The sequence below is a fragment of the Acholeplasma sp. ORD1043 genome (genome assembly GCF_057808485.1).
The window spans coordinates 18,144-38,722 of the sequence record NZ_JAQLOJ010000001.1 but is presented as its reverse complement, the minus strand read 5'-3'; the positions used below and the strand labels follow the sequence as shown (position 1 = coordinate 38,722).

Sequence of the window (20,579 nt, the reverse complement as noted above, 5' to 3'; positions counted from 1 at the left end):
ATAACGATTAATAATTAATGAATTTGTGATATACTCATTAAGGTTATTGAATGAACATTTCTATTTTAGTGTTTGATTCAAATCAAACTAAAAAATGAAAGAATGAGAAATAAATGACATTTAAAGATTTAAACATTATCGAAAGCATTGAAAGAGCATTATTGCAAACTGGATATACTGAGCCAACTCAAATACAAACTGAGGCAATACCTTTACTCTTAGAAAAGAGAGATTTACTCGGAAGTGCACAAACAGGTACAGGTAAAACAGCTGCTTTTGCAATTCCAATTTTACAAAATATTTTTTCAACAAAAGAACATAGAGGTGAAAGACTTTTAAAAGCTCTGATTTTAACACCAACAAGAGAATTGGCTACTCAAATATCAGAGAATTTTACAATCTACTCTAAATTTTTAAACATTACAAATACAACCATTTATGGTGGTGTTTCTCAAAAACGTCAAGAAGAAGCTATCAAAAAAGGTGTTGATGTTGTGATTGCAACACCTGGTCGCTTACAAGATTTAATGAATCAAGGCATTATAAATTTGAAAAATGTTGAATACTTAGTCTTAGATGAAGCTGATCAAATGCTTGATATGGGATTTATTAAAGATGTTTTAAAGATTATTGCGAAAGTGCCTAAAGAAAGACAAACCATGCTTTTTTCTGCAACGATGCCAAAAGCTATCGAGTCACTGGCTAATGAAATTTTAAATAACCCAGTGAGAATTGCAGTTGCACCTGTAACTCAAACACTTGATACAATCTCACAAAGTGTTTATCATGTTCCAAAAAAGCAAAAAGCAAATCTCTTACTCCATCTAATTGAAGAGAAACACATGAAATCTGTTTTAGTTTTTACAAGAACTAAACACAACGCGAACAAACTTGTCAAAGAACTTATCATTGCAAAACAAGTAGCTGAACCAATTCATGGAAGTAAATCACAATCACATCGAGAAAAAGCGTTATTAAACTTTAAAAAGGGTATCACTAAAATCCTTGTTGCAACAGACATTGCAGCGCGTGGTTTAGATATTGATAAACTTGATTATGTAATTAATTATGATTTACCTCAAATGGCAGAAACATATATTCATCGTATTGGAAGAACCGGCCGTGCTGGTTTAACTGGAAATGCAATAAGTTTTTGCGATCCTGCAGAAAAATCACTTTTATCAGATATTGAAAAGCATATTAAGAGTAAAATTAAAGTAGAGGATCATCTATTTAATTCTCTCCCTGAAAAGACAAATTCGATTGAGTCTAAAGAAAAGAATGAAGTTAATATTGTATTTTCAAACGAACCAAAAACAAAGCAATTAGCAAATAAATCAAAATCAAATAAAACATCTAAGAATAAAAAAATGCCAGATTACTTAAAATTTAAGGATTATAAAAAAGATAAGTCTAAACCAAGTAAAAATAAAAAGAAAAAAGAAGATAAAACTTTTATCGAGTATCAAAAAAAGAAAAATCCATTCTATCAAACAAAAAAGAATAGTAAATAGGAACTAAAAGTATGATTAATGAAAAATTAAACGTTGGTGACATTATTGAAGTCCCAATTAAAAAAATTGGTATTAACGGAGAGGGCATTGGCTATTATCATAAACTAGCTTGTTTTGTTGAAAATGCTTTACCTGGTGAATTAATAGATTTAAAAATTACAGAAATTTATCCTACAAGAATTGTTGGTGAAATTGAAAGAATCAAAGAAAAGAGTCCAGACAGATTAGAAGTTCTTTATCCAGAATATGATAAATGTGGTGCATATAGTATGCAACATGTTAAATATGAAAAAGCATTAGAAATGAAAAGAGATATATTAATAAACTCAATTCATCATTATGTAAAAGATAGAATTTCTTATGCAAAAATTAAACCAACTATTGGTATGCCTGAACCACTTGGATATAGAAACAAAGTCTCATTACCAGTCAGAAAAATTAATGGTAAAAACAGATTTGGTTTATATGCTAAAGGTGGTAATGAATTTATTCCGGTTAATGATACACCTGTTCAACATCCAAGAGTTAACGAAATCATTCAAGGATTAGAAACATTACTTGATGAATTTAAATTTAATGCATATATTCATAAAGATAAATCAGGTTATTTAAAATCAGTTGTTATCAGAAGAAGTTATAGTACAGGAGAAACTCAAGTTTCATTCCTTCTTATTCAAAAGTTCAAAGATATTAATCTAGTTGCTGAAAAATTAGTTGAAATGTTCCCAGAAATTGTATCAGTATTTGCATTCTATACAACCGATTATAAAGAACAAGTATTCTTCTCAACTAATTTTGAAAAAATCTATGGTAAAGCAACAATTAATGAAAGAATTAATGGACAAATCTTTTCATTGTATCCCGAGTCATTCTTCCAATTAAACACTTACATGGCAGATATTTTCTATAATAAGATGGTAGAACTTGCTAAACTTTCTAATGATGATGTTGTCATGGATGCTTATGCGGGTTCTGGTCCAATTTCTCATTATGTTGCAAAACATGTTAAACATGTTTATGCGATTGAAGTAGATTCGAAATCCGTTCAAAGTGCTAATCTTTCATTAAAAAGAAATAACATTAAAAATGTTACAGTGATTCAATCAGACTTTACAAAAGCATTAAAGAAGTTAGAGGTTGATAAGATTGATTGTATGTTCTTTGACCCTCCAAGAACTGGTTTAGGATATGATACGATCAAACAAGTACTTAAGTTTAAACCAAAGAAAATTGTTTATGGATCATGTAATCCATCAACACTTGCAAAAGATTTAAATGATTTAATGAAATACTATGAGGTAAAAGAAATTATTCCACTTGATATGTTTCCATATACACCACTAGTTGAGTCTGTTACATTATTAGAATTAAAAAATTAAAACTGGAGTTTTCCAGTTTTTTTATAGTGTATGACATAAAAATTAATTTATCTGAATCTATATATCATGAAAACATAATTAAAAGGGATATAATTTATGCTAAGTTTTATATACACCTTGGATTTCCCAACGAAATAAAAACTTCTATATCTGTAACAATATCATTAGTTTGATTTTATCCGTGGGTTTTATTCTCAGTATGTATACAAGAAAACCTATATTTAGTTATGGTATGTTTATACTTTCTATTTTATTATGTTCATTCGGAATGTTTTCGGCTATGTTAGCAAATTACCATGATATTGTTTTAGACTTAATTCTATTTTCTTCAATAATTTTATTCTTTATTCTATTTATCATAAAAATTCGTAAAGATATCAATTCAAGAAGAGAAAATTGATTAATAAGTTTCAAGCATATTTTTTAAAAATCACTTATTAAAGTGATTTTTTTATTTTTATATTTGTTAAATAAATTAACTATTATTAAACTCTATATAATGTTAAGATATAGTTAGAGGTGGTTATTATGGCACTTAAGAAAAATGATTTATTAGATGCACTTGATGCTTTACGTGATGAAATACGTTTAGAAAAAGAAGCAGTTACAGGTATTAAAGTAGAAATCTGTACAGATAGTGCTTTAAAAGATATGGCAGACAAAAAACCTGTTAAAATCACTGATTTTAAAGCTATTGCAGGACTTGACGAGGATTTTATAACATTTTATGCTGCAAGATTTTTAGAAGTCATTAAAAGGTTTACGAATAAAACCTCTAAATCAGTTAAAGTTTCAAAAGAAGCATTAAAAGTCCTACATCATTATAAAGACCGTTTAGCTGATATTTCAAAATCAAATTCAAATCTATATTTAGGACGTATTGAACAAATTCATTCTTTTGATCTGACAAATATTGAAAATTCAAGTGAAATCAATGAATTTTTAACAAATTCTAGAGTGAAAAATTTAAAACTTCAAGTTAAAGATAATTTAGATACACATATGACTAAACTTTACCGTGAAGTCAATAAAACATTTAGAGAGTCTGGTTCATATAACTTATATATTACATATCCTTATATTGAAGGTATCTTTAAGAAGGAAAATTTTCCAATTAAAGCTCCACTTTTATACTTCCCAGTTAAATTAGAAAGAACATTAAAAACCTTTACAATTAAAAAAGATACTGATCGCGATATTATCTTTAACCGTGATTTAGTCTTATTAACATCTAAAATGGAGCGTTCTAAAATTGATTTAGAAATGCCTCAAATTGAATCATTTAATGAAAAAACTTTAAAAGAAGTGGTTATTCCATATTATCAAAAATATGGCATATCAATTGATATACCAAATACTTTTGACTTTATTCCATTTAAAAATGAACTTAAAGATGAATTTACTAAAACTGCATATAAGAAGAATTTTGAATTAAAACCATATGTGACCTTATCACGATTTAAATTATATTCATCAAGTATACAAAAAGATATGGAACAAATATTATCATCTAATAAATATAATGATCTTTTAGAAGGTTTAGTAGATGAACAAGCTTTATTTTTAGCTGAAAAGAATTTATCTTTACAAATATCTAAAGATCCTATTGATGAATCAAAGATTACATATATTAATGATTTAAATTTCTCCCAAGAAAAAGTTATTGAATTATTAAATAAAGAGAAGAAGATTGTTATCTGGGGACCTCCAGGTACTGGTAAGAGTCAAACGATTACATCACTTATTGCATCATCTATTTTAAAAGGTGAAAATGTCTTAGTCGTTTCTGAAAAGAAAGTAGCTTTAGATGTTATTTATTCTAGATTAAAGAAGGCATCTAAATATGCAATGTTTGTTGATGATGCCGAAAATAAACAAGACTTCTATGAGAAATTAAAGAAATTTTTAGAACCAGAACCACCTGTTAGAACATTAAATAATGATGTTTATGCAATTGACCAAAAAATTAAATCTTTAATGTTAGACATGGATCAATCTTTAAAATTACTCTATGAACAAACCATCGATGGCATACCTTTCAATACAATTTTTGAACATTACATTAAAGATAAAGATGTACATGAAAAATTAACACCTAAACTCATTCATCAAGTATTTAATAAATATTTTAATAAACCTAACTTTGAACTCATTAAAGCGTTAGAAACCACATTTGATACAAATGAACATTTAAAAAGATTTTTAGAAATTTCAAGTATTTATATTAAATATCCTTGGATATTAAAACTTGATTCAAAAGTATCCCGTAGTTCTAAATTAGAGTTCAAAGAATTTCATGAGAGTTATTTAGGATATAAAGATTCAATCCGCCATAAAGGATTTTTTAAGCGACGTGCTTTAACTAAAAAATTCATAAAAAATAACAGTATGAAATTATCCTTTATGACTAAAAGAAAAGCGCTTGATAAAGCGTATCTAAAGACCCTTGTTAAAGATGATAAATTGCATTTATATATACTTGAAAATCTAAATAATTTAGATAAGTATTTGTATCAATTCAGTGCATTAAATGATCATGCAAAAACATATTTAAAGATGCTTAATACAGAACCTTTATTTGAGAACATTGATGAACTCTATAAATTTAGAACTTATTTCATTGACGCATTTTATTCAGGATTCTTAGAAGAATTTATTGCAAAAAATCAAAAACATTTATACATCATTAATGAGTATAAAGAAAAACAAATTCAACTTGAAATATTGATGCAAGAAAAGATGCAATTATCCATTGAAAGCTTTGAAATGGAATTATATAAGCAAGCTTTAAGTCTATCAAATACAAGACGAATTATGGATATTAAGCGCATCTTAGAATCAACATCTAAACCAAGTATTAAAACATTTATTGATACTTATTTACTAGAAGTGATGAATCATATCAGACTTTGGATGGCAACACCTGAAGTGGTATCTGGTATTTTACCACTACAACATGGCATGTTTGATTTAGTCATCTTTGATGAAGCAAGTCAAATGTATGTTGAAAAAGGTATACCTGCGATATATCGTGCAAAGAAAGTTGTTATTGCGGGGGATCCTAAACAACTTCGTCCATCATCCCTAGGTTTTGGTAGAGTTGAGGATGAAGATGAATTATTTGAAGATGAAGTCTTAAAAGATGTGACAATTGATGCCAAGAGTTTACTTGACTTAGCACGTTATAGATTTAAAGAGGCACTTCTTAATTATCACTATCGAAGTCAGTATGAAGAATTGATTTCATTTTCAAATCATGCATTTTATGATGCAAAATTAATTGTTTCACCAAATCAAGAAAAACCAATGACTACACCAATTGAATATGTCTACGTTAAGAATGCTACTTTTGATGCAAGAAAAAATATCAATGAAGCAAAAGAAGTTGTTGATATCATTAAAAAAATCTTTAGAGAAAGAAAACACAATGAATCAATTGGCATCATTACATTTAATTCAAGTCAAAGAGATGCAATTGAAAACTTAATTGACCAAGAACTCTTTAAAAAAGGTACATATCAAAAACAATTTGAACAAGAAATGTTTAGAAAAGATAATAACGAAGATACAAGTTTATTTGTTAAAAACATTGAAAACGTTCAAGGTGATGAAAGAGATATCATTATCTTCTCAATGGGTTATGCCAAAGGTAAGGATGGAAGACTCATGAGAAGATTTGGATGGTTAAACCATGAAGGTGGTCAAAATAGATTAAATGTAGCTATTACAAGAGCTAAAAAGAAGATATATTTTGTTTCAAGTTTATATCCAGAAGAATTTAAGGTTGATGATCTTTCATCGACTGGACCTAAATTATTAAAAGATTTTATGCGTTATTGTTACTTTGTCTCAACTAAAAATGATGAAATGACAAAAGAAGTTTTAAATCAACTTTATCAAACTGAGGTTAAAACTAAAGATGCATTAACTAATATCATGGCTAAAGATATAAAACAACGTCTAGAGAAACTTGGTTATGAAGTTGATGAACAAATTGGCATTGGCAAAAACAAGATTAATTTAGGTGTTAAATCTAAGAAAACAAATAATTATATCCTTGGTATTATTTGTGATTTAAATATGGAAAATCTAAATGCCAGACGCGATTTAATTCACCAAGATAAATTCTTAAAATCAAGACATTGGGAAGTATATCGAGTATTTGAATCCAATTGGTATCCAAATCCAAATCAAGAGATTAAACATATAAGAGATTTATTAAAAACTTTAGATAAATAGTAAATGAGAGAGTATAATACTCTCTTTTTTTAAGCGTTCTTTTATTAATGTAGTTTTTATCATGATAAGATTAAGTAAATTGAGGGAGGTTTCCTATGGGATATATTGAAAACTTTAATCATTATGTTAGTTTAATAAAAGATGAAAGTAAAAAACTAATCTTTGTTGGATTAATTGAGCGCATTAAAACCGATTTTCCAGAATTGAAATTAGAGATTCGTTGGAATCAACCAATGTTTGTCTATCAAGATACCTTTATTTTAGCTGTAAGTGTATTGAAAAATCATATGTCAATTGCACCAGAAATTAAAGCAATGGATTACTTTAGAGATGAAATTAAATTAGCGGGATATGAAGATACAAGACACTTATTTAAGATAAATTTTAGAGATTCTATTCATTATCCTTTAATTGAAAGAATCATCAAGTATAACATCAAGGATAAAACAGGATATAAAAAATTCTGGCGTGAAGCTTAAACTCTTATGATAAAATAAGAGTACTATTTTAGGGGAAACTGATGAGGATAAAACGACAAGGAATTTTTGTATTCCCACAAAAACAAATTAACTTTACATTCGAAGGTAAGAATTTAAGTGGTATAAAAACAGATACCATTGCAAGCGCACTTCTAGCAAATGGTATTTTTGTCTTTTCATACTCTAGAAAAACAAATCGACCACAAGGCTATACTTGTTCAACAGATTTTTGTACAGGCTCATGTTTAATGACGGTAAATGGTGTAAATAATGTACAAACATGTAAGACTTTATTGAAACAAGATATGAAAATTGAAAGAAACAGAGGACCAAAGCATGTTACATTATGATTTAGTCATTATTGGTGGCGGTGTTACTGGACTTTCAGCAGCAGTTGAGGCGAGTAATTTAAAGATGAAAACACTACTTGTTGAACAAGGATTCACATTAGGTGGTCATACCAGATTTTTTAATGAAGGCTATGTTCAGTCGTTTGTTAGAAAAATAAATAACAATTATGTAGATTTATTGCTAAACCATAGTGTGGTTGGTGTTTACGATGATTTAGTATTAAGTATTTCTGATGGGAATGACTTTGTAAAAGTTCAAACAAAATCGATTTTAGTTTCAACTGGAAGTTATCAAAAGAGAATTTCGTTTCCAAATAATGATCTGCCGAATATCTATGGGTATTTGACCTTACTTGAAATGATTAAATTACATCAAGTAAAACCGGGCAATAATATTATTATTGTTGGTGATGAAATTCATGAATTGCTTATTGAAACATTAGAAAATAGTGATATTAACATTGTTAAAATCATCGATAAAACAGATTTAATCGAAGCATATGGTGATGAAGTATATCAAGGTATAACTACTAAAAAAGGTAATTTCCAATCAGATTTTTTAATTGTATCTGATGGTAATCTACCACATAATGAAATATTAAGAATGCTAAACTGTGAAATGGTTTTTGATCAAGAAGAGCAGTCATGGTTTCCTAAATCAGTTGATTATATGACATCGATAAAAGGTGTATTTGTTGCAGGCAATGTGAAATCATTTAAAAACGCTGAAGAAAATGTATTTGATGGAAGTAGTGCAGTAAAAGCTATTTTTAATTATTTAGGTGAAATGCATGGAAAAAAATAAAATCATCATTTGCCCATACGAAGAAGTGACAATGGCTGACATTCATAAATGTCTTGAAATGGGATTTACCACAGTTGAAGATATTAAAAGACTAACAAGAGTAGGTATGGGACCTTGTCAAGGAAGAGATTGTATCCATATTGTCGTTGATGAAATCTCAAAATTTAATCACATAAAAAAATCAGATATTGAATTAATGCATATTAGACCAAATCTAGCAAATATACCACTTAAAGCATTGATGGAGCATAAAAAATGAAAAAGGTAATGATTATTGGTGCTGGTATCAGTGGATTATTTGCTGCATTTAATCTTTCTAAAGAAAAAGATTTAGATATTACTGTGATTGATAAAGGCTATTTTCTAAATGGTGCAACAGGTAGAAATGGTGCGGGTATCCGTATGCAATGGAGTAGTAAATTAAACTGTTTGTTATCAAAGTATTCAGTGGAATTCTTTGAAAATGGTGAAGAACATTTGAAGTATAAAGATAGTATAGAATTTAAACAAAAAGGTTATTTATTACTTTCTAATCATGAAGAAGAGCATCAACAATTTATCAAAAACATCAAACTACAAAACAGTTTAGAAATTCCTTCAAAATTATTAACTAAAGATGAGGTTAAAAAGTTAGTTCCAATCATTGATGAAACAAAGTTTTACAGTGCAGCTTTTTGTCATAAAGATGGTCATTTAAACCCTTTTAAAGTAAGTGAAGCTTTATTCTTAGCTTGCAAGGAAAATGGAGTTAAATTCCATTTTTATGAGGAATTAGAAGATGTTAAAATTCAAACAAACAAAGTATCAAAAGTAATTACTTCAAAAGCTACATATGAAGTTGATTATTTGATTGGAACAGCTGGAAGTTTTACAAAAGAATTAGGTGTGCTTATGAATGTAGATATTCCAGTATATCCAGAGAAACATGAAATATTAGCAACAATGCCAGTAAGCAAAATGATTGAACCAATGATTATGAGTTTTTCTAAAAACTTCTATATTCAACAAGTTCCACACGGTCCATTAATCATGGGTGAAGGTGGAAATCATCATTCAACCCATAGTCAAGATTCAAGTATTGAGTTTTTAGAAAGTATTTCTTCTAAGGTTTTAAATTTTCTACCGACATTAGGTGATGTGAAAGTCCAACGGCAATGGGCTGGAAGTTATGATATGTCACCTGATCGAAATCCAATCATTTCAAAAACTAAAATAGAAAACTTTATCGTTGCATGTGGGTTTTCAGGTAGAGGATTTATGATTGCTCCAGCAACGGGTGTATTAATTAGAGATTTATTACTTTATCAAGAATCTTCAATTGAAGGCATAAATTTAGAAGATTTAAGTATTAACAGATTTGAACAAAGAACAAATGAAGTTGAACTTTCATTTGTATAGGAGGCTTTATGGCAATATATCCATATGAAACAGAAAAATTAGTAGACTTTTCTTTACCTGAAAATCAAGCTAATTTTGAAAAAGGTCTTAAGACAGTTAGATCTTATTTAGGAAAGAAATATCCATTAATCATTGATGGTAAAAAAGTTGAAAGTGGTAGATTATTGAAAAGTATCAATCCGTCTTTACTTCAAGAAGTAATTGGATTCATTCATCAAGCTAGTAAAAGTGATGTTGATGCTGCGATAGAAAGTGCATTAAAACATTTTGAGACTTGGAAATTAACAGATTACAAAATGCGTGCAGATATTTTATTTAAAGCAGCTGCTATTTTGCGTCGTAGAAAATTTGAATTTTCTGCACTTTTATCATTAGAAGCAGGTAAGCCTTGGGCAGAAGCTGATGCTGATACAGCCGAAGCAATCGACTTTTTAGAGTATTATGGCAGAAGTATGATTGATCTTATGGAAAAAGATAAACAAGTTTTATCAAGGGATAAGATTGAAAGAAACGAATATAAGTATATGCCATTAGGTGTTGCAGCAGTAATTACCCCTTGGAATTTTCCACTCGCAATTTTACTAGGTATGACTGCTGCATCAATTGTCACTGGTAATACGGTTTTATTAAAACCAGCTGTAACAACCCAAGTCATTGCGTATAAAGCTTTAGAGGTCTTAAAAGAAGCAGGATTACCTGATGGCATCATTCAGTTTATTCCTGGTGATGGACTTGAAGTTGGTGAATATATGGTCACCCATCCTAAGGTTAGATTTGTATCATTTACTGGTTCTAAGGCAGTTGGTGTAAGAATTTATGAGAAAGCAGCTGTTGTTTATCCTAGTCAAAAATGGTTGAAACGTGTGATCAGTGAAATGGGTGGTAAGGATGCAATGATTATCGATCAAGATGTTGATTTAGATTTTGCAGCTAATGAAGTTGCAAAAGCAGCATTTTCATTTGCTGGTCAAAAATGTTCAGCAGCATCTAGAGCAATCGTTCATGAAAAAGTTTATGATGCATTCTTAGAAAAATTAGTAAAAATAACAGCTAATTTTAAAGTAGGTGCAGCAGAACTGAAAGACACATTCGTGGGACCAGTTAATGATGAAAAAGCATATAGTAAAATTGTGTCTTATATTGAAATTGGTAAAAAAGAAGGTAAGTTAATATTTGGTGGTAAAGCAGATGATAAAGTTGGTTACTTTGTCGAACCAACAATCATTAAAGATTTAGATCCTTCTTCACGTATTATGCAAGAAGAAATCTTTGGTCCAGTATTAGGTGTAACTCGCTTTAAAACATTTGATGAAGCACTTCAAATTGCTAATAATACTGAATATGGTTTAACTGGATCGGTGATTTCAAATAATCGTGAAAATATTGAAAAAGCTAAAACATTCTTTGAAGTAGGTAACTTATATATTAATAGAAAATGTACAGGTGCAATTGTTGGATATCAACCATTTGGTGGATTTAATATGAGTGGAACCGACTCTAAAGCAGGTGGTCCAGATTATTTAATCTTACACATGCAAGCTAAGACCATTTCAGAAATGTTTTAGGTGATTATATGAATCCTATATATATTTATATTTATGTTGTTGCTTGGTTTATGATTTCTTTGGTCACATACTTTTTATATGTGATTGATAAAAATAAAGCAATTAAAAATCAACGAAGAATTAAAGAAAAAACACTCTTACTATCTAGTTTCATATTAGGTTCAATTGGTGGTCTTTTAGGTATGTATCTTGCTAGACATAAAACCAAACATTGGTATTTTGTTGTTGTAAATTGGGGATCATTTTTATTACATTGTGGCATTTTATACTTATTATTATCTAATTTCATTGATTTTTTCGCGTAATTTAGGCAAAAATTCAAATATCTAGTAAAATAGAATTAGGAATATTAAAGGAGGAATTATCATGAATGATTTATTTCAAGGTGAATGGGGTTTAAATGAATACCTAATCGTTGGAGCAGTCGCTTTTTTAATCGTTGTTATATTACTTGCATTATTTATTCCAAAAAATAAAAAAACAACACATACTGCTGTTAAAACTGAAGCTGAATTAAAACAATCTTCAGCTAAGAATGAAGTAAAATCTACCCCAAAAGAAGAAGTTAAGGTTGAACCAGTTAAAGAAGAAAAAAATGAAACTGTAGAAGAAGAAATTGAAGAAACAGATTCATCTTTATCAACTGAACAAAAGCCAAAAGCTAAAAAAGCAACTGCATCAAAAGCAACTGATGGAGAAGCTAAAAAGAAAGTAGCTAAATATCATATTTCTCAAAATAAAGATGATGAGCATGAAAATGCTGGTTGGTGGAGAGTTCGTAAAGAAGGCTCTACAAAAACGATTAAATACTTTAAGACTCAAAAAGAAGCTATTGCTTACGCTGAAAAATTAGCAGAAAATCAAGATTCATCGATCGTAATTCACAAGAAAGATGGTTCTATTCGAAAACAAGATTACTCTAAAAAAGAATAATCATATAATCCTCCATTAAGGAGGATTTTTTTATCTATGTTAAAATGGATTTAGAAAGACAGCAGTTAAGAGGTTTTTACACATGGAAAAATTAAAAAGAATTGGCGATATAATGTACGCATTTGATAGTGAAGAGGTTTTTGGAAATTTAAAATTAAAAGGTGAATCAGCACTACAATTTCTAATTAAAGATATTGAACTTGTGAAACCACATTTAGATTTTGATTTTCATAGTGACTTAGATATCAATGAAGTAAACAAATTAAGAAATCAAATTAATGAAAATATAGCAAAAGTTCTATTAAAAAAGAATTTTTCAGTGGATTTAAAAAAGAGCCAAATTACAGGTAGTAAGGATACTTTTTATATTATCGATCAAGATAATAAGCAAGCTATTACACTCTCGATTGATTATTTAAATCGACGTCATATCTTAGCACCTGAGTATTTTGCAAGAAAAGATGAAGTCTTTGAGGATTTACACTTAAACTGTTTATCCACTTTAGAAAATTACGGTATTTATTTTCTTTCACTTTTCCAAGGTAATAAAGATACAACTTTTTTAAAAGCTATCATAGATAATAAAAAAATATTACCTCAACAAGCACCGTTTATTAGAAAGATTTTAACTTTCTATTATGCATTAAATGATGAGGTAGGATTAAGTGATGTAGTGATTAGAATTAGTGCACCACAATATCAACCTTTTTTAGTCGAACTCTTAAACTTTAATGAAAAAGAAATCCTATTTTTAGAAAACTTTAAAAAAGGTATTTATGAACCGGGATTAATCTTACCAGGTATGTTAGGTGAAAACTTAGTCAATCATCCAAAAGCTAAATTAATTACTAAAAGGAGAAATAAGTAAGTGAAACCAATGACATTTGGATTAACAACATTTTTAGAAACCGGCATCGATGAAAAATCAGGAATGATTTCTCATCAAGAAAGAATCAATCAAGCAATTGATGAGATTGTTATGGCTGATAAAGTTGGTCTTAATTATTATGGGATTGGTGAACATCATCGAATTGATTATGCTGCTTCAAGTCCTCAAACCATTTTGGCAGCTGCTGCTAAATTAACTAAAAACATTCATTTAGGTAGTGCAGTAACGGTGCTTTCTAGTGAAGATCCAATTAGGGTATATCAAGAGTTTGCCACACTAGATATCCTATCCTCTGGTCGTGCTGAAATTATGGCTGGTCGTGGTTCATTCATCGAATCATTCCCGCTCTTTGGATATGATCTTGAAGACTACAATACATTATTCACTGAAAAATTAGAGATGTTGCTTGCTGTTAGAAAAGATGAATTTGTTCATTGGCCCGGCGGTAAACATACTCAAAAACTAGATGGAAACGCAGTTTATCCTAGAGCAGCTCAAAATCCGTTAAAAGTTTCAATTGCAGTTGGTGGTACACAAACATCCGTTATTCGTGCAGCTAAATTAGGTTTACCTATCGTGTTTGCTATTATAGGAGGTGAACCGATCCGTTTTAAACCATTAGTTGATTTATACAAACATTTCTATTTAGAGGCTGGTCATGATCCGAAATTAATGGAGATTGGTGTTCATTCTCATGGAATCATTACGGATAAAAACCCGCAAGATTTAATTGAGCGATATTTTTATCCGCATCATGCTGCTTTTTCAAAATTAGGTGCTGAACGTGGTTGGGGTACCTATACAAAAGAACATTATTTAAATTCAATTAAATATGGTCCATTATATGTAGGTGATGTTGAATTTGTTAGTAAAAAGATTGCTAAAACAATGAAAGATTTAGGTATCAATAGATTTTTACTTCATATGCCTGGTGCTTATATGCCGCATGAAGATGTGTTATTAAGTATTGAGTTGTTTGGTAAAAAAGTTGTTCCTTTAGTTAAAAAGTTACTAGAGTAAAAAGCGTGACAACACGCTTTTTTTTATTGTTTCATGTAAAATAAACTTAAGAAAGAGGTGATTTTATGAAATTGGCCATTATTGGAGCGTCAGGTTTTATTGGAAGAGAATTAGTGAAAGCAGCACTGTTCAAAGGACATTATGTACTTGCAATTTCAAGATCAGGTAAATTCGATAATCATCCGCAACTAGAAAGTATCCATTGTGATGTTTTTGATGATGAAAAACTAGTTGAAGTACTTCGTCGTGCAGATTTGGTAATTTCTAGTTACAACTCGGGTTGGACTAACCCAAATCTTTATCAAGAATATATTGATGGTTCTAAACATATTACTAATGTCGTAAAACGACTTGGTGTTCGTGTTATTTATATTGGCGGTGCATCAAGTTTACTTCAACAAAACGGTGAACCACTTTACCATACTACACCACAAGAATGGAAAGACAAAGTTAAAGGTGCATATGACTTATTTGAACTCATCAAAGAGGATCAGTCCTTCCCATGGACATTTATTTCACCTGCAGCAGAGATTTTACCATTTGATAAACATGAAAAATATAACGTCGGTGGTGATTATGTACTGTTTAATTCAAAGGGTAAATCACAAATTAATGTTGCAGACTTAGCTAAGTTTGTTGTCGAACAAGCTATTCAAGTAAATAATATTCATAAACGATTAACGATTTGTAACATTTAATTTTTAATAAGTTAAAAGTAATTAATTCAAGAATATAAAATAAAAAAGATGAAGTCTATGCTTCATCTTTTCTTTGAATTTTATTTTAAAACTGCTTGTTCGTATAATTTTTCAATTTCTTTAACCATTCTTTGGTTGATGTCTGAATAGGTTGTTATATATGCCATTAACACCATAGCTGCTTCAGGTGTTTTGTCGTAACCAACTAAGATTTTTTGAATAATTTCAGCGAATTGAGGGAATCTTTTCTCTAAACGACGCGTAGCAGTATAAAAGTCTCCCTTTACCATTTCAGGTTCAATTAATGGTAATACACTTAAGACGTTGTTTAAAGCGTGACCTTGAATAAAAGTATAAGCACTTAATTTTTCTCCACGTAAATATCTGTTTAATCCAACATATATGTTTGTTATCGCTTCATTAAGAGCGTAATCTATTGATGGATATTTTTTAACTGGATTTAATTCAGGTTTAAAGTCAAAGTCATAACCTGGTTTTACCCAATGAAGTCTTGCATCAATCAGTGGAATTTCTTTTAGTCTTGATTCACTAAAGACTGCGTATTCTCCATATACACCATCTTCAAATAAAATTTTACATCCCTCAGTCGTATTATAAAAATAGTACGCAAGCGGCGATGCTTCACGCAACCAATCTAAATTATTAATAAAATATTTACTGACATCATCTTTCACAATAACGAAGAAATCTATATCAGAATACTGATCTAATCGGTCGATATCCATTCCAACAGAGCCTAATGCAATAAGTGCGACAGCATCCTCATAACGTGATAAAGATAATGCAATTTCATCTAATCTTTTCATTAAAATATGTTTCATATAATCCTCTCTTTACTTAATTGTGGTAATTTTTACCTATAATTTGATTATAACCTTAAAATATTAATCCTGAGAAGATAATGTAAACGGTTGCACAGAAAATGAAACATGTATTCATGTTAAAATACTAGTATTGATAGCGACTACAGAGAGGAACTAAAACATGAACCATATTTTCGCAAACAAAGAAACGTTTAAAGGTGCTTATGTACTAGCATTAGCTCACCTTTTCAATAAAACAGTTGAAGAAGCAACGCTTTATGAAAGATATGCTGCATTAGCTGAAATTCTAGACGAACATTTAAAATTAGATTATATAAAAACTACAAATTACGTTGAGAAAAACAATTTGAAAAAGACAATTTATTTCTCAATGGAATTTTTAATGGGACGCTTAATCACTTCAAACTTAATGAATGCTGGTTATGCTAATGTTGTAAGAGAAGCATTTAATGACTGGGGTTTTGATTTAAATGAAATCGAACAAGCTGAGTCAGATGCTGGTTTAGGTAATGGTGGTTTAGGTAGATTAGCTGCATGTTTCTTAGATTCAGCAGCATCACTTGCATTACCTTTATATGGTAACTCACTAAGATATCAAAATGGTTTCTTTATCCAAAAAATTGAAAATGATAAGCAAGTTGAATATCCAGACAACTGGTTAGAAAAACCATTTATTTGGGAAGAAAAGAAGGAAGATGAAGCAGTTGAAATTCCTTACTTTGGTTACGTTCAAAATATTAGATTAATTGATCCGGTTTGGGTGCGTGCAGTACCTTATGATGTTAAGGTTGTCGGAGCTCAAAATGGTGTAGTAACACACTTGAGATTATGGTCTACTGAACCATCTAAGAAATATCTATATCATGACCAAAATTATCTTGAAATGGTAAGAAAGATTTCAGATTCATTATATCCAGATGATTCTACTGAAGAAGGAAAGATTTTACGTTTACAACAACAATATTTATTCTCAGCTGCAGGGATTAAATCCGCCATCAATGAACATAAACGTTTAGGTCGCGATATTAGAACTTTAGCTGATTTCTATACATTCCAAATCAATGATACTCACCCAACATTAATCATTCCTGAATTAATGAGAGTATTAATGGATGAAGAAGGTTTAGGCTATGATGAAGCATGGAGTATTGTAACTAAGTCTTGTGCTTATACAAACCATACCATCTTAGCAGAAGCATTAGAAAAATGGAATATCAAAATCTTTACAAGATTATTACCAAGAATTTTTGAAATCATTGTAGAAATGAATCGTCGTTTCAAAATTGAATTATCTGAAAAAGGTTATTCAGAAGAAAAACAATACCGTATGCAATTGGTTGGTGTGAACAATGTTCGTATGGCAAACATTTGTATCTATGGTGCATTCTCAGTAAATGGTGTTGCTGCACTTCATACTGAAATCTTAAAGAATATCGAATTGAATGATTTCTATCAATTATATCCAAACAAATTTAATAACAAGACAAACGGTATTACACATAGACGTTGGATGTTACACATCAATCCAGAATTAGCTTCAATCGTAGATTCATTACTGGGAACAGAATGGCAAAAAGATTTATCTTTAATTAAAGGCTTAGAAAAATATGCTAGTGATGTGAAAGTACAAGCACAAATTAAAGATATGAAATTAACTAAGAAACGTGTATTAATTAAACGTATCTATGAAGATACAGGTGTTATGTTAGATGAAAATGCAATCTTTGATATCCAAATCAAGAGATTACATGAATACAAACGTCAGTTGTTAAATGTGTTACACATTATTTATCTATATCTAAGATTGAAAAAAGATCCAGCTTTCAAGAAAAATTTCCATGCTCAAAATTTCATTTTCGGTGCAAAAGCTGCTCCATCTTATATTATGGCAAAAGGTATCATTGAATTAATCAATGCAATTTCACATGTAATTAACAATGATGAAGAAACTAAAGACTTATTAAAAGTTGTGTTTGTTGAAAACTACAATGTAACTTATGGTGAATTCTTATTCCCAGCTGCAGATCTTTCAGAACAAATTTCAACTGCTTCTAAAGAAGCATCTGGTACTGGTAACATGAAATTCATGTTAAATGGTGCAGTAACGATTGGTACTATGGATGGTGCTAACGTTGAAATTGTTGAACAAGCTGGTGCAGAAAATGAAGTAATCTTTGGTTTATCTGCAGCAGAGGTTACTACAATTTATAAAGAAAAGAATTATAAACCTAGAGAAGTATTTGAAAAAGATGCAAGATTAAAAGAAGTGTTTGAATTCATTCGTTCATTAAATTCAAATCCAACACATTTTGACTTCATCTTACACAACTTATTAAATTCAGATTACTTCTTAGTACTTGCTGACTTTGCAAGCTATGTTGAAGCTCAAGAAAAAGCAAATAAACTCTACCGAGATTCAAAAACTTGGTGGAAGATGTCAATTATGAATATTGCTAATGCAGGGTTCTTTACTTCAGATAGAACAATTGCACAATACAATGAAGACATTTGGCACTTAACATCGATTAAATTCTAATTAAAACTGCCATTATAGGCAGTTTTTCTTTAGAAAAATTTGGTAAAATAGAAGTAAACACAAAGGGGTGATTTGGTGGGATACACAAACGAACATGTCGATTTATACCTATTAGGTAAAAACTATTTGGCATATGATTTTTTAGGCGCTCATTTAAATAAAAATGAAGAGGGACAAATAGTTTCAACAACATTCACAGTTTATGCTCCAAATGCTAAAGAAGTTAGATTAGTTTCATCTGATAATAATTATGAAGGTTGGAAACATGTTTTAACTAGAATCCATCCACAAGGTATTTGGTCAATTACTATTCCAAGAAATCTTGAATGGGTGACATATAAATATGAAATCCATTTACACAACGGTAAAGTTTTATATAAAGCTGACCCATTCGCCTACTTTGCTGAAATGCGTCCTGGTAATGCATCAAAAGTTTATGATATTGATGGCTATCAGTGGCGTGATCAAGACTGGTTTAGATTAAAGAAAAAAGTTTATCAAGAACCAATGCTCATATATGAAGTTCATTTAGGTTCATGGAAACGTGATTTTGGTAATTTTAGAAAATACAATGAAGTTGTAGAAGATTTGATTAGACATGTCAAAGAACATGGTTTTACACATGTAGAATTAATGCCTATTTATGAACATCCACTTGATGATTCGTGGGGTTATCAAGGTACAGGATTCTTTGCTGCAACTTCAAGATACGGTGTACCAAAAGACTTAATGTACTTTATTGATAGATGTCACCAGGAAGGTATTGGTGTAATCATCGACTGGGTATTAGGACACATCAATAAAGATGCTTTTGGACTTTATAAATTTGATGGTTCTCACCTTTATGAATTTGAAAATAAGAAATTAAGAGAAAATGTCACTTGGGGTACATCAAACCTAGACTTTGACAAAGGTATTACCAAGAGTTTTATGCTTTCTGCACTAAATTTCTGGGTTGATTACTTCCATGTTGATGGCTTTAGAATTGATGCGGTTTCTAATTTAATTTATCACTTAGGAAATCGTGATTTAGGTGAAAACACCGGTGCAATTAACTTTTTAAAAGAAATATCCAATCATTTGTTTGCTAAAGACGACAGAATAATTTTTGCAGCCGAAGATTCAACCGATTATCCAAAAGTGACTTGGCCAACCGATATTGGTGGATTAGGTTTCAATTATAAATGGAATATGGGATTCATGAACGATACATTAAGATATTTTAAAGAAGACCCTATTCATAGAAAATATCACCATGATAACGTCACTTTTGGCTTAGTCTATGCTTTCAATGAGCAGTTTATTTTGCCTTTTTCACATGATGAAGTTGTTCATATGAAAGGTACGTTACTAACTAGAATGCCAGGTAGTTATGAAGATAAATTTAGAAATTGGCGTTTACTCATGACACTCTACATGACTCATCCAGGAAAGAAATTACTATTCATGGGTCAAGAGTTTGCACATGTTGCAGAATGGGATTTTAGAAAAGAGCTTGATTGGAATCTTTTAACATTCCCTATGCATGATTCAGCTAGAGTTTATTTTAGAGATTTAGCTTTAACTTATCGTCATCATGATGCACTTTATCGTTATGATCATCGACCTGAAGGTTTTAAATGGTTGATTGTTGATCATCAAGATACATCTGTTTTCGCTTATTTAAGATCAAGTGACACAGAACACATGGTAGTGGTATTAAACATGACACCTAATTTTTATAATGAGTATGAAGTTGGTGTTCCTTTTGCAGGAGAATATGAAGAAATTCTCAATTCGGATAAGGATATTTATGCTGGTGCGAATCAATATAATGGCTTACCACTTAAAACCTACGAAGGTGAAAGAAATGGCCAACCTTATCATATAAAAGTAAAACTTGGTTCACTAACTGGATTAATTCTAAGATATAAAAAATAGGAAACCGAC

At 30.0% G+C, this 20,579-nt stretch carries 17 protein-coding genes; 16 read left to right on the top strand and 1 reads right to left on the bottom strand.

The window, feature by feature from the left end; all coding sequences use genetic code 11:
* Window positions 1-113 precede the first annotated feature (113 nt).
* From PG914_RS00160 to PG914_RS00095, 14 genes are all read left to right on the top strand, one after another.
* Window positions 114-1,514, top strand: a complete 1,401-nt coding sequence (locus PG914_RS00160; RefSeq protein WP_488821657.1) for a DEAD/DEAH box helicase — start codon at window positions 114-116, stop codon at window positions 1,512-1,514.
* Between the two features lie 11 nt (window positions 1,515-1,525).
* Window positions 1,526-2,893 carry a 23S rRNA (uracil(1939)-C(5))-methyltransferase RlmD gene (gene rlmD, locus PG914_RS00155; protein ID WP_488821656.1) on the top strand — a complete coding sequence of 456 codons (1,368 nt, stop codon included), beginning with the start codon at window positions 1,526-1,528 and terminating at the stop codon, window positions 2,891-2,893.
* Window positions 2,894-3,421: 528 nt separating this feature from the next.
* Window positions 3,422-7,132: an AAA domain-containing protein gene (locus PG914_RS00150; RefSeq protein ID WP_488821655.1), complete on the top strand. Its 3,711-nt coding sequence runs from the start codon at window positions 3,422-3,424 to the stop codon at window positions 7,130-7,132.
* A 95-nt stretch (window positions 7,133-7,227) separates the two neighbouring features.
* A complete protein-coding gene (locus PG914_RS00145) occupies window positions 7,228-7,611 on the top strand; it encodes an iron chaperone (protein ID WP_488821653.1) in 384 nt (127 codons plus the stop codon).
* A gap of 41 nt (window positions 7,612-7,652) precedes the next feature.
* Window positions 7,653-7,961, top strand: a complete 309-nt coding sequence (locus PG914_RS00140) for a (2Fe-2S)-binding protein (protein ID WP_488821652.1) — start codon at window positions 7,653-7,655, stop codon at window positions 7,959-7,961.
* Window positions 7,948-8,766 (top strand): NAD(P)/FAD-dependent oxidoreductase, encoded by an 819-nt coding sequence (locus PG914_RS00135; protein ID WP_488821651.1) that lies wholly within the window; start codon window positions 7,948-7,950, stop codon window positions 8,764-8,766. Before PG914_RS00140 ends, PG914_RS00135 begins: the two co-directional genes overlap by 14 nt.
* Window positions 8,753-9,025, top strand: coding sequence for a (2Fe-2S)-binding protein (locus PG914_RS00130; protein ID WP_488821650.1), 273 nt, complete (start codon window positions 8,753-8,755; stop codon window positions 9,023-9,025). The genes PG914_RS00135 and PG914_RS00130 overlap by 14 nt, the downstream gene beginning before the upstream one ends.
* On the top strand, window positions 9,022-10,164 hold the full coding sequence (locus PG914_RS00125) for an NAD(P)/FAD-dependent oxidoreductase (protein ID WP_488821649.1): 1,143 nt from the start codon (window positions 9,022-9,024) through the stop codon (window positions 10,162-10,164). The genes PG914_RS00130 and PG914_RS00125 overlap by 4 nt, the downstream gene beginning before the upstream one ends.
* 8 nt (window positions 10,165-10,172) lie before the next feature.
* The gene (pruA, locus tag PG914_RS00120) at window positions 10,173-11,729 is read left to right on the top strand and encodes an L-glutamate gamma-semialdehyde dehydrogenase (protein ID WP_488821648.1); all 1,557 of its coding nucleotides are present in this window, start codon (window positions 10,173-10,175) and stop codon (window positions 11,727-11,729) included.
* An 8-nt stretch (window positions 11,730-11,737) separates the two neighbouring features.
* On the top strand, window positions 11,738-12,034 hold the full coding sequence (locus PG914_RS00115; protein ID WP_488821647.1) for a DUF1294 domain-containing protein: 297 nt from the start codon (window positions 11,738-11,740) through the stop codon (window positions 12,032-12,034).
* A gap of 61 nt (window positions 12,035-12,095) precedes the next feature.
* Window positions 12,096-12,662 (top strand): DUF2188 domain-containing protein, encoded by a 567-nt coding sequence (locus PG914_RS00110; protein ID WP_488821646.1) that lies wholly within the window; start codon window positions 12,096-12,098, stop codon window positions 12,660-12,662.
* An 82-nt stretch (window positions 12,663-12,744) separates the two neighbouring features.
* Window positions 12,745-13,530 carry a hypothetical protein gene (locus PG914_RS00105; protein WP_488821645.1) on the top strand — a complete coding sequence of 262 codons (786 nt, stop codon included), beginning with the start codon at window positions 12,745-12,747 and terminating at the stop codon, window positions 13,528-13,530.
* 9 nt (window positions 13,531-13,539) lie between these two features.
* The gene (locus tag PG914_RS00100; RefSeq protein WP_488821842.1) at window positions 13,540-14,571 is read left to right on the top strand and encodes an LLM class flavin-dependent oxidoreductase; all 1,032 of its coding nucleotides are present in this window, start codon (window positions 13,540-13,542) and stop codon (window positions 14,569-14,571) included.
* A 65-nt stretch (window positions 14,572-14,636) separates the two neighbouring features.
* On the top strand, window positions 14,637-15,269 hold the full coding sequence (locus PG914_RS00095; RefSeq protein ID WP_488821643.1) for an NAD(P)-dependent oxidoreductase: 633 nt from the start codon (window positions 14,637-14,639) through the stop codon (window positions 15,267-15,269).
* An 80-nt stretch (window positions 15,270-15,349) separates the two neighbouring features.
* Here PG914_RS00095 and PG914_RS00090 read toward each other — a convergent pair whose 3' ends face one another.
* Window positions 15,350-16,111 (bottom strand): hypothetical protein, encoded by a 762-nt coding sequence (locus PG914_RS00090; RefSeq protein WP_488821642.1) that lies wholly within the window; start codon window positions 16,109-16,111, stop codon window positions 15,350-15,352.
* 163 nt (window positions 16,112-16,274) lie between these two features.
* Between PG914_RS00090 and PG914_RS00085 the strand changes: the two genes are divergently transcribed.
* Both PG914_RS00085 and glgB read left to right on the top strand, forming a co-directional pair.
* Window positions 16,275-18,650 (top strand): glycogen/starch/alpha-glucan phosphorylase, encoded by a 2,376-nt coding sequence (locus tag PG914_RS00085; protein WP_488821641.1) that lies wholly within the window; start codon window positions 16,275-16,277, stop codon window positions 18,648-18,650.
* Between the two features lie 75 nt (window positions 18,651-18,725).
* The gene (glgB, locus tag PG914_RS00080) at window positions 18,726-20,570 is read left to right on the top strand and encodes a 1,4-alpha-glucan branching protein GlgB (protein ID WP_488821639.1); all 1,845 of its coding nucleotides are present in this window, start codon (window positions 18,726-18,728) and stop codon (window positions 20,568-20,570) included.
* Window positions 20,571-20,579 lie beyond the last annotated feature (9 nt).

Bases quoted from the DNA above. Each gene is read 5' to 3' on its own strand.
- PG914_RS00160 (WP_488821657.1), top strand. From the start codon at position 114: ATGACATTTAAAGATTTAAACATTATCGAAAGCATTGAAAGAGCATTA.
- rlmD (WP_488821656.1), top strand. From the start codon at position 1,526: ATGATTAATGAAAAATTAAACGTTGGTGACATTATTGAAGTCCCAATT.
- PG914_RS00150 (WP_488821655.1), top strand. From the start codon at position 3,422: ATGGCACTTAAGAAAAATGATTTATTAGATGCACTTGATGCTTTACGT.
- PG914_RS00145 (WP_488821653.1), top strand. From the start codon at position 7,228: ATGGGATATATTGAAAACTTTAATCATTATGTTAGTTTAATAAAAGAT.
- PG914_RS00140 (WP_488821652.1), top strand. From the start codon at position 7,653: ATGAGGATAAAACGACAAGGAATTTTTGTATTCCCACAAAAACAAATT.
- PG914_RS00135 (WP_488821651.1), top strand. From the start codon at position 7,948: ATGTTACATTATGATTTAGTCATTATTGGTGGCGGTGTTACTGGACTT.
- PG914_RS00130 (WP_488821650.1), top strand. From the start codon at position 8,753: ATGGAAAAAAATAAAATCATCATTTGCCCATACGAAGAAGTGACAATG.
- PG914_RS00125 (WP_488821649.1), top strand. From the start codon at position 9,022: ATGAAAAAGGTAATGATTATTGGTGCTGGTATCAGTGGATTATTTGCT.
- pruA (WP_488821648.1), top strand. From the start codon at position 10,173: ATGGCAATATATCCATATGAAACAGAAAAATTAGTAGACTTTTCTTTA.
- PG914_RS00115 (WP_488821647.1), top strand. From the start codon at position 11,738: ATGAATCCTATATATATTTATATTTATGTTGTTGCTTGGTTTATGATT.
- PG914_RS00110 (WP_488821646.1), top strand. From the start codon at position 12,096: ATGAATGATTTATTTCAAGGTGAATGGGGTTTAAATGAATACCTAATC.
- PG914_RS00105 (WP_488821645.1), top strand. From the start codon at position 12,745: ATGGAAAAATTAAAAAGAATTGGCGATATAATGTACGCATTTGATAGT.
- PG914_RS00100 (WP_488821842.1), top strand. From the start codon at position 13,540: ATGACATTTGGATTAACAACATTTTTAGAAACCGGCATCGATGAAAAA.
- PG914_RS00095 (WP_488821643.1), top strand. From the start codon at position 14,637: ATGAAATTGGCCATTATTGGAGCGTCAGGTTTTATTGGAAGAGAATTA.
- PG914_RS00090 (WP_488821642.1), bottom strand. From the start codon at position 16,111: ATGAAACATATTTTAATGAAAAGATTAGATGAAATTGCATTATCTTTA.
- PG914_RS00085 (WP_488821641.1), top strand. From the start codon at position 16,275: ATGAACCATATTTTCGCAAACAAAGAAACGTTTAAAGGTGCTTATGTA.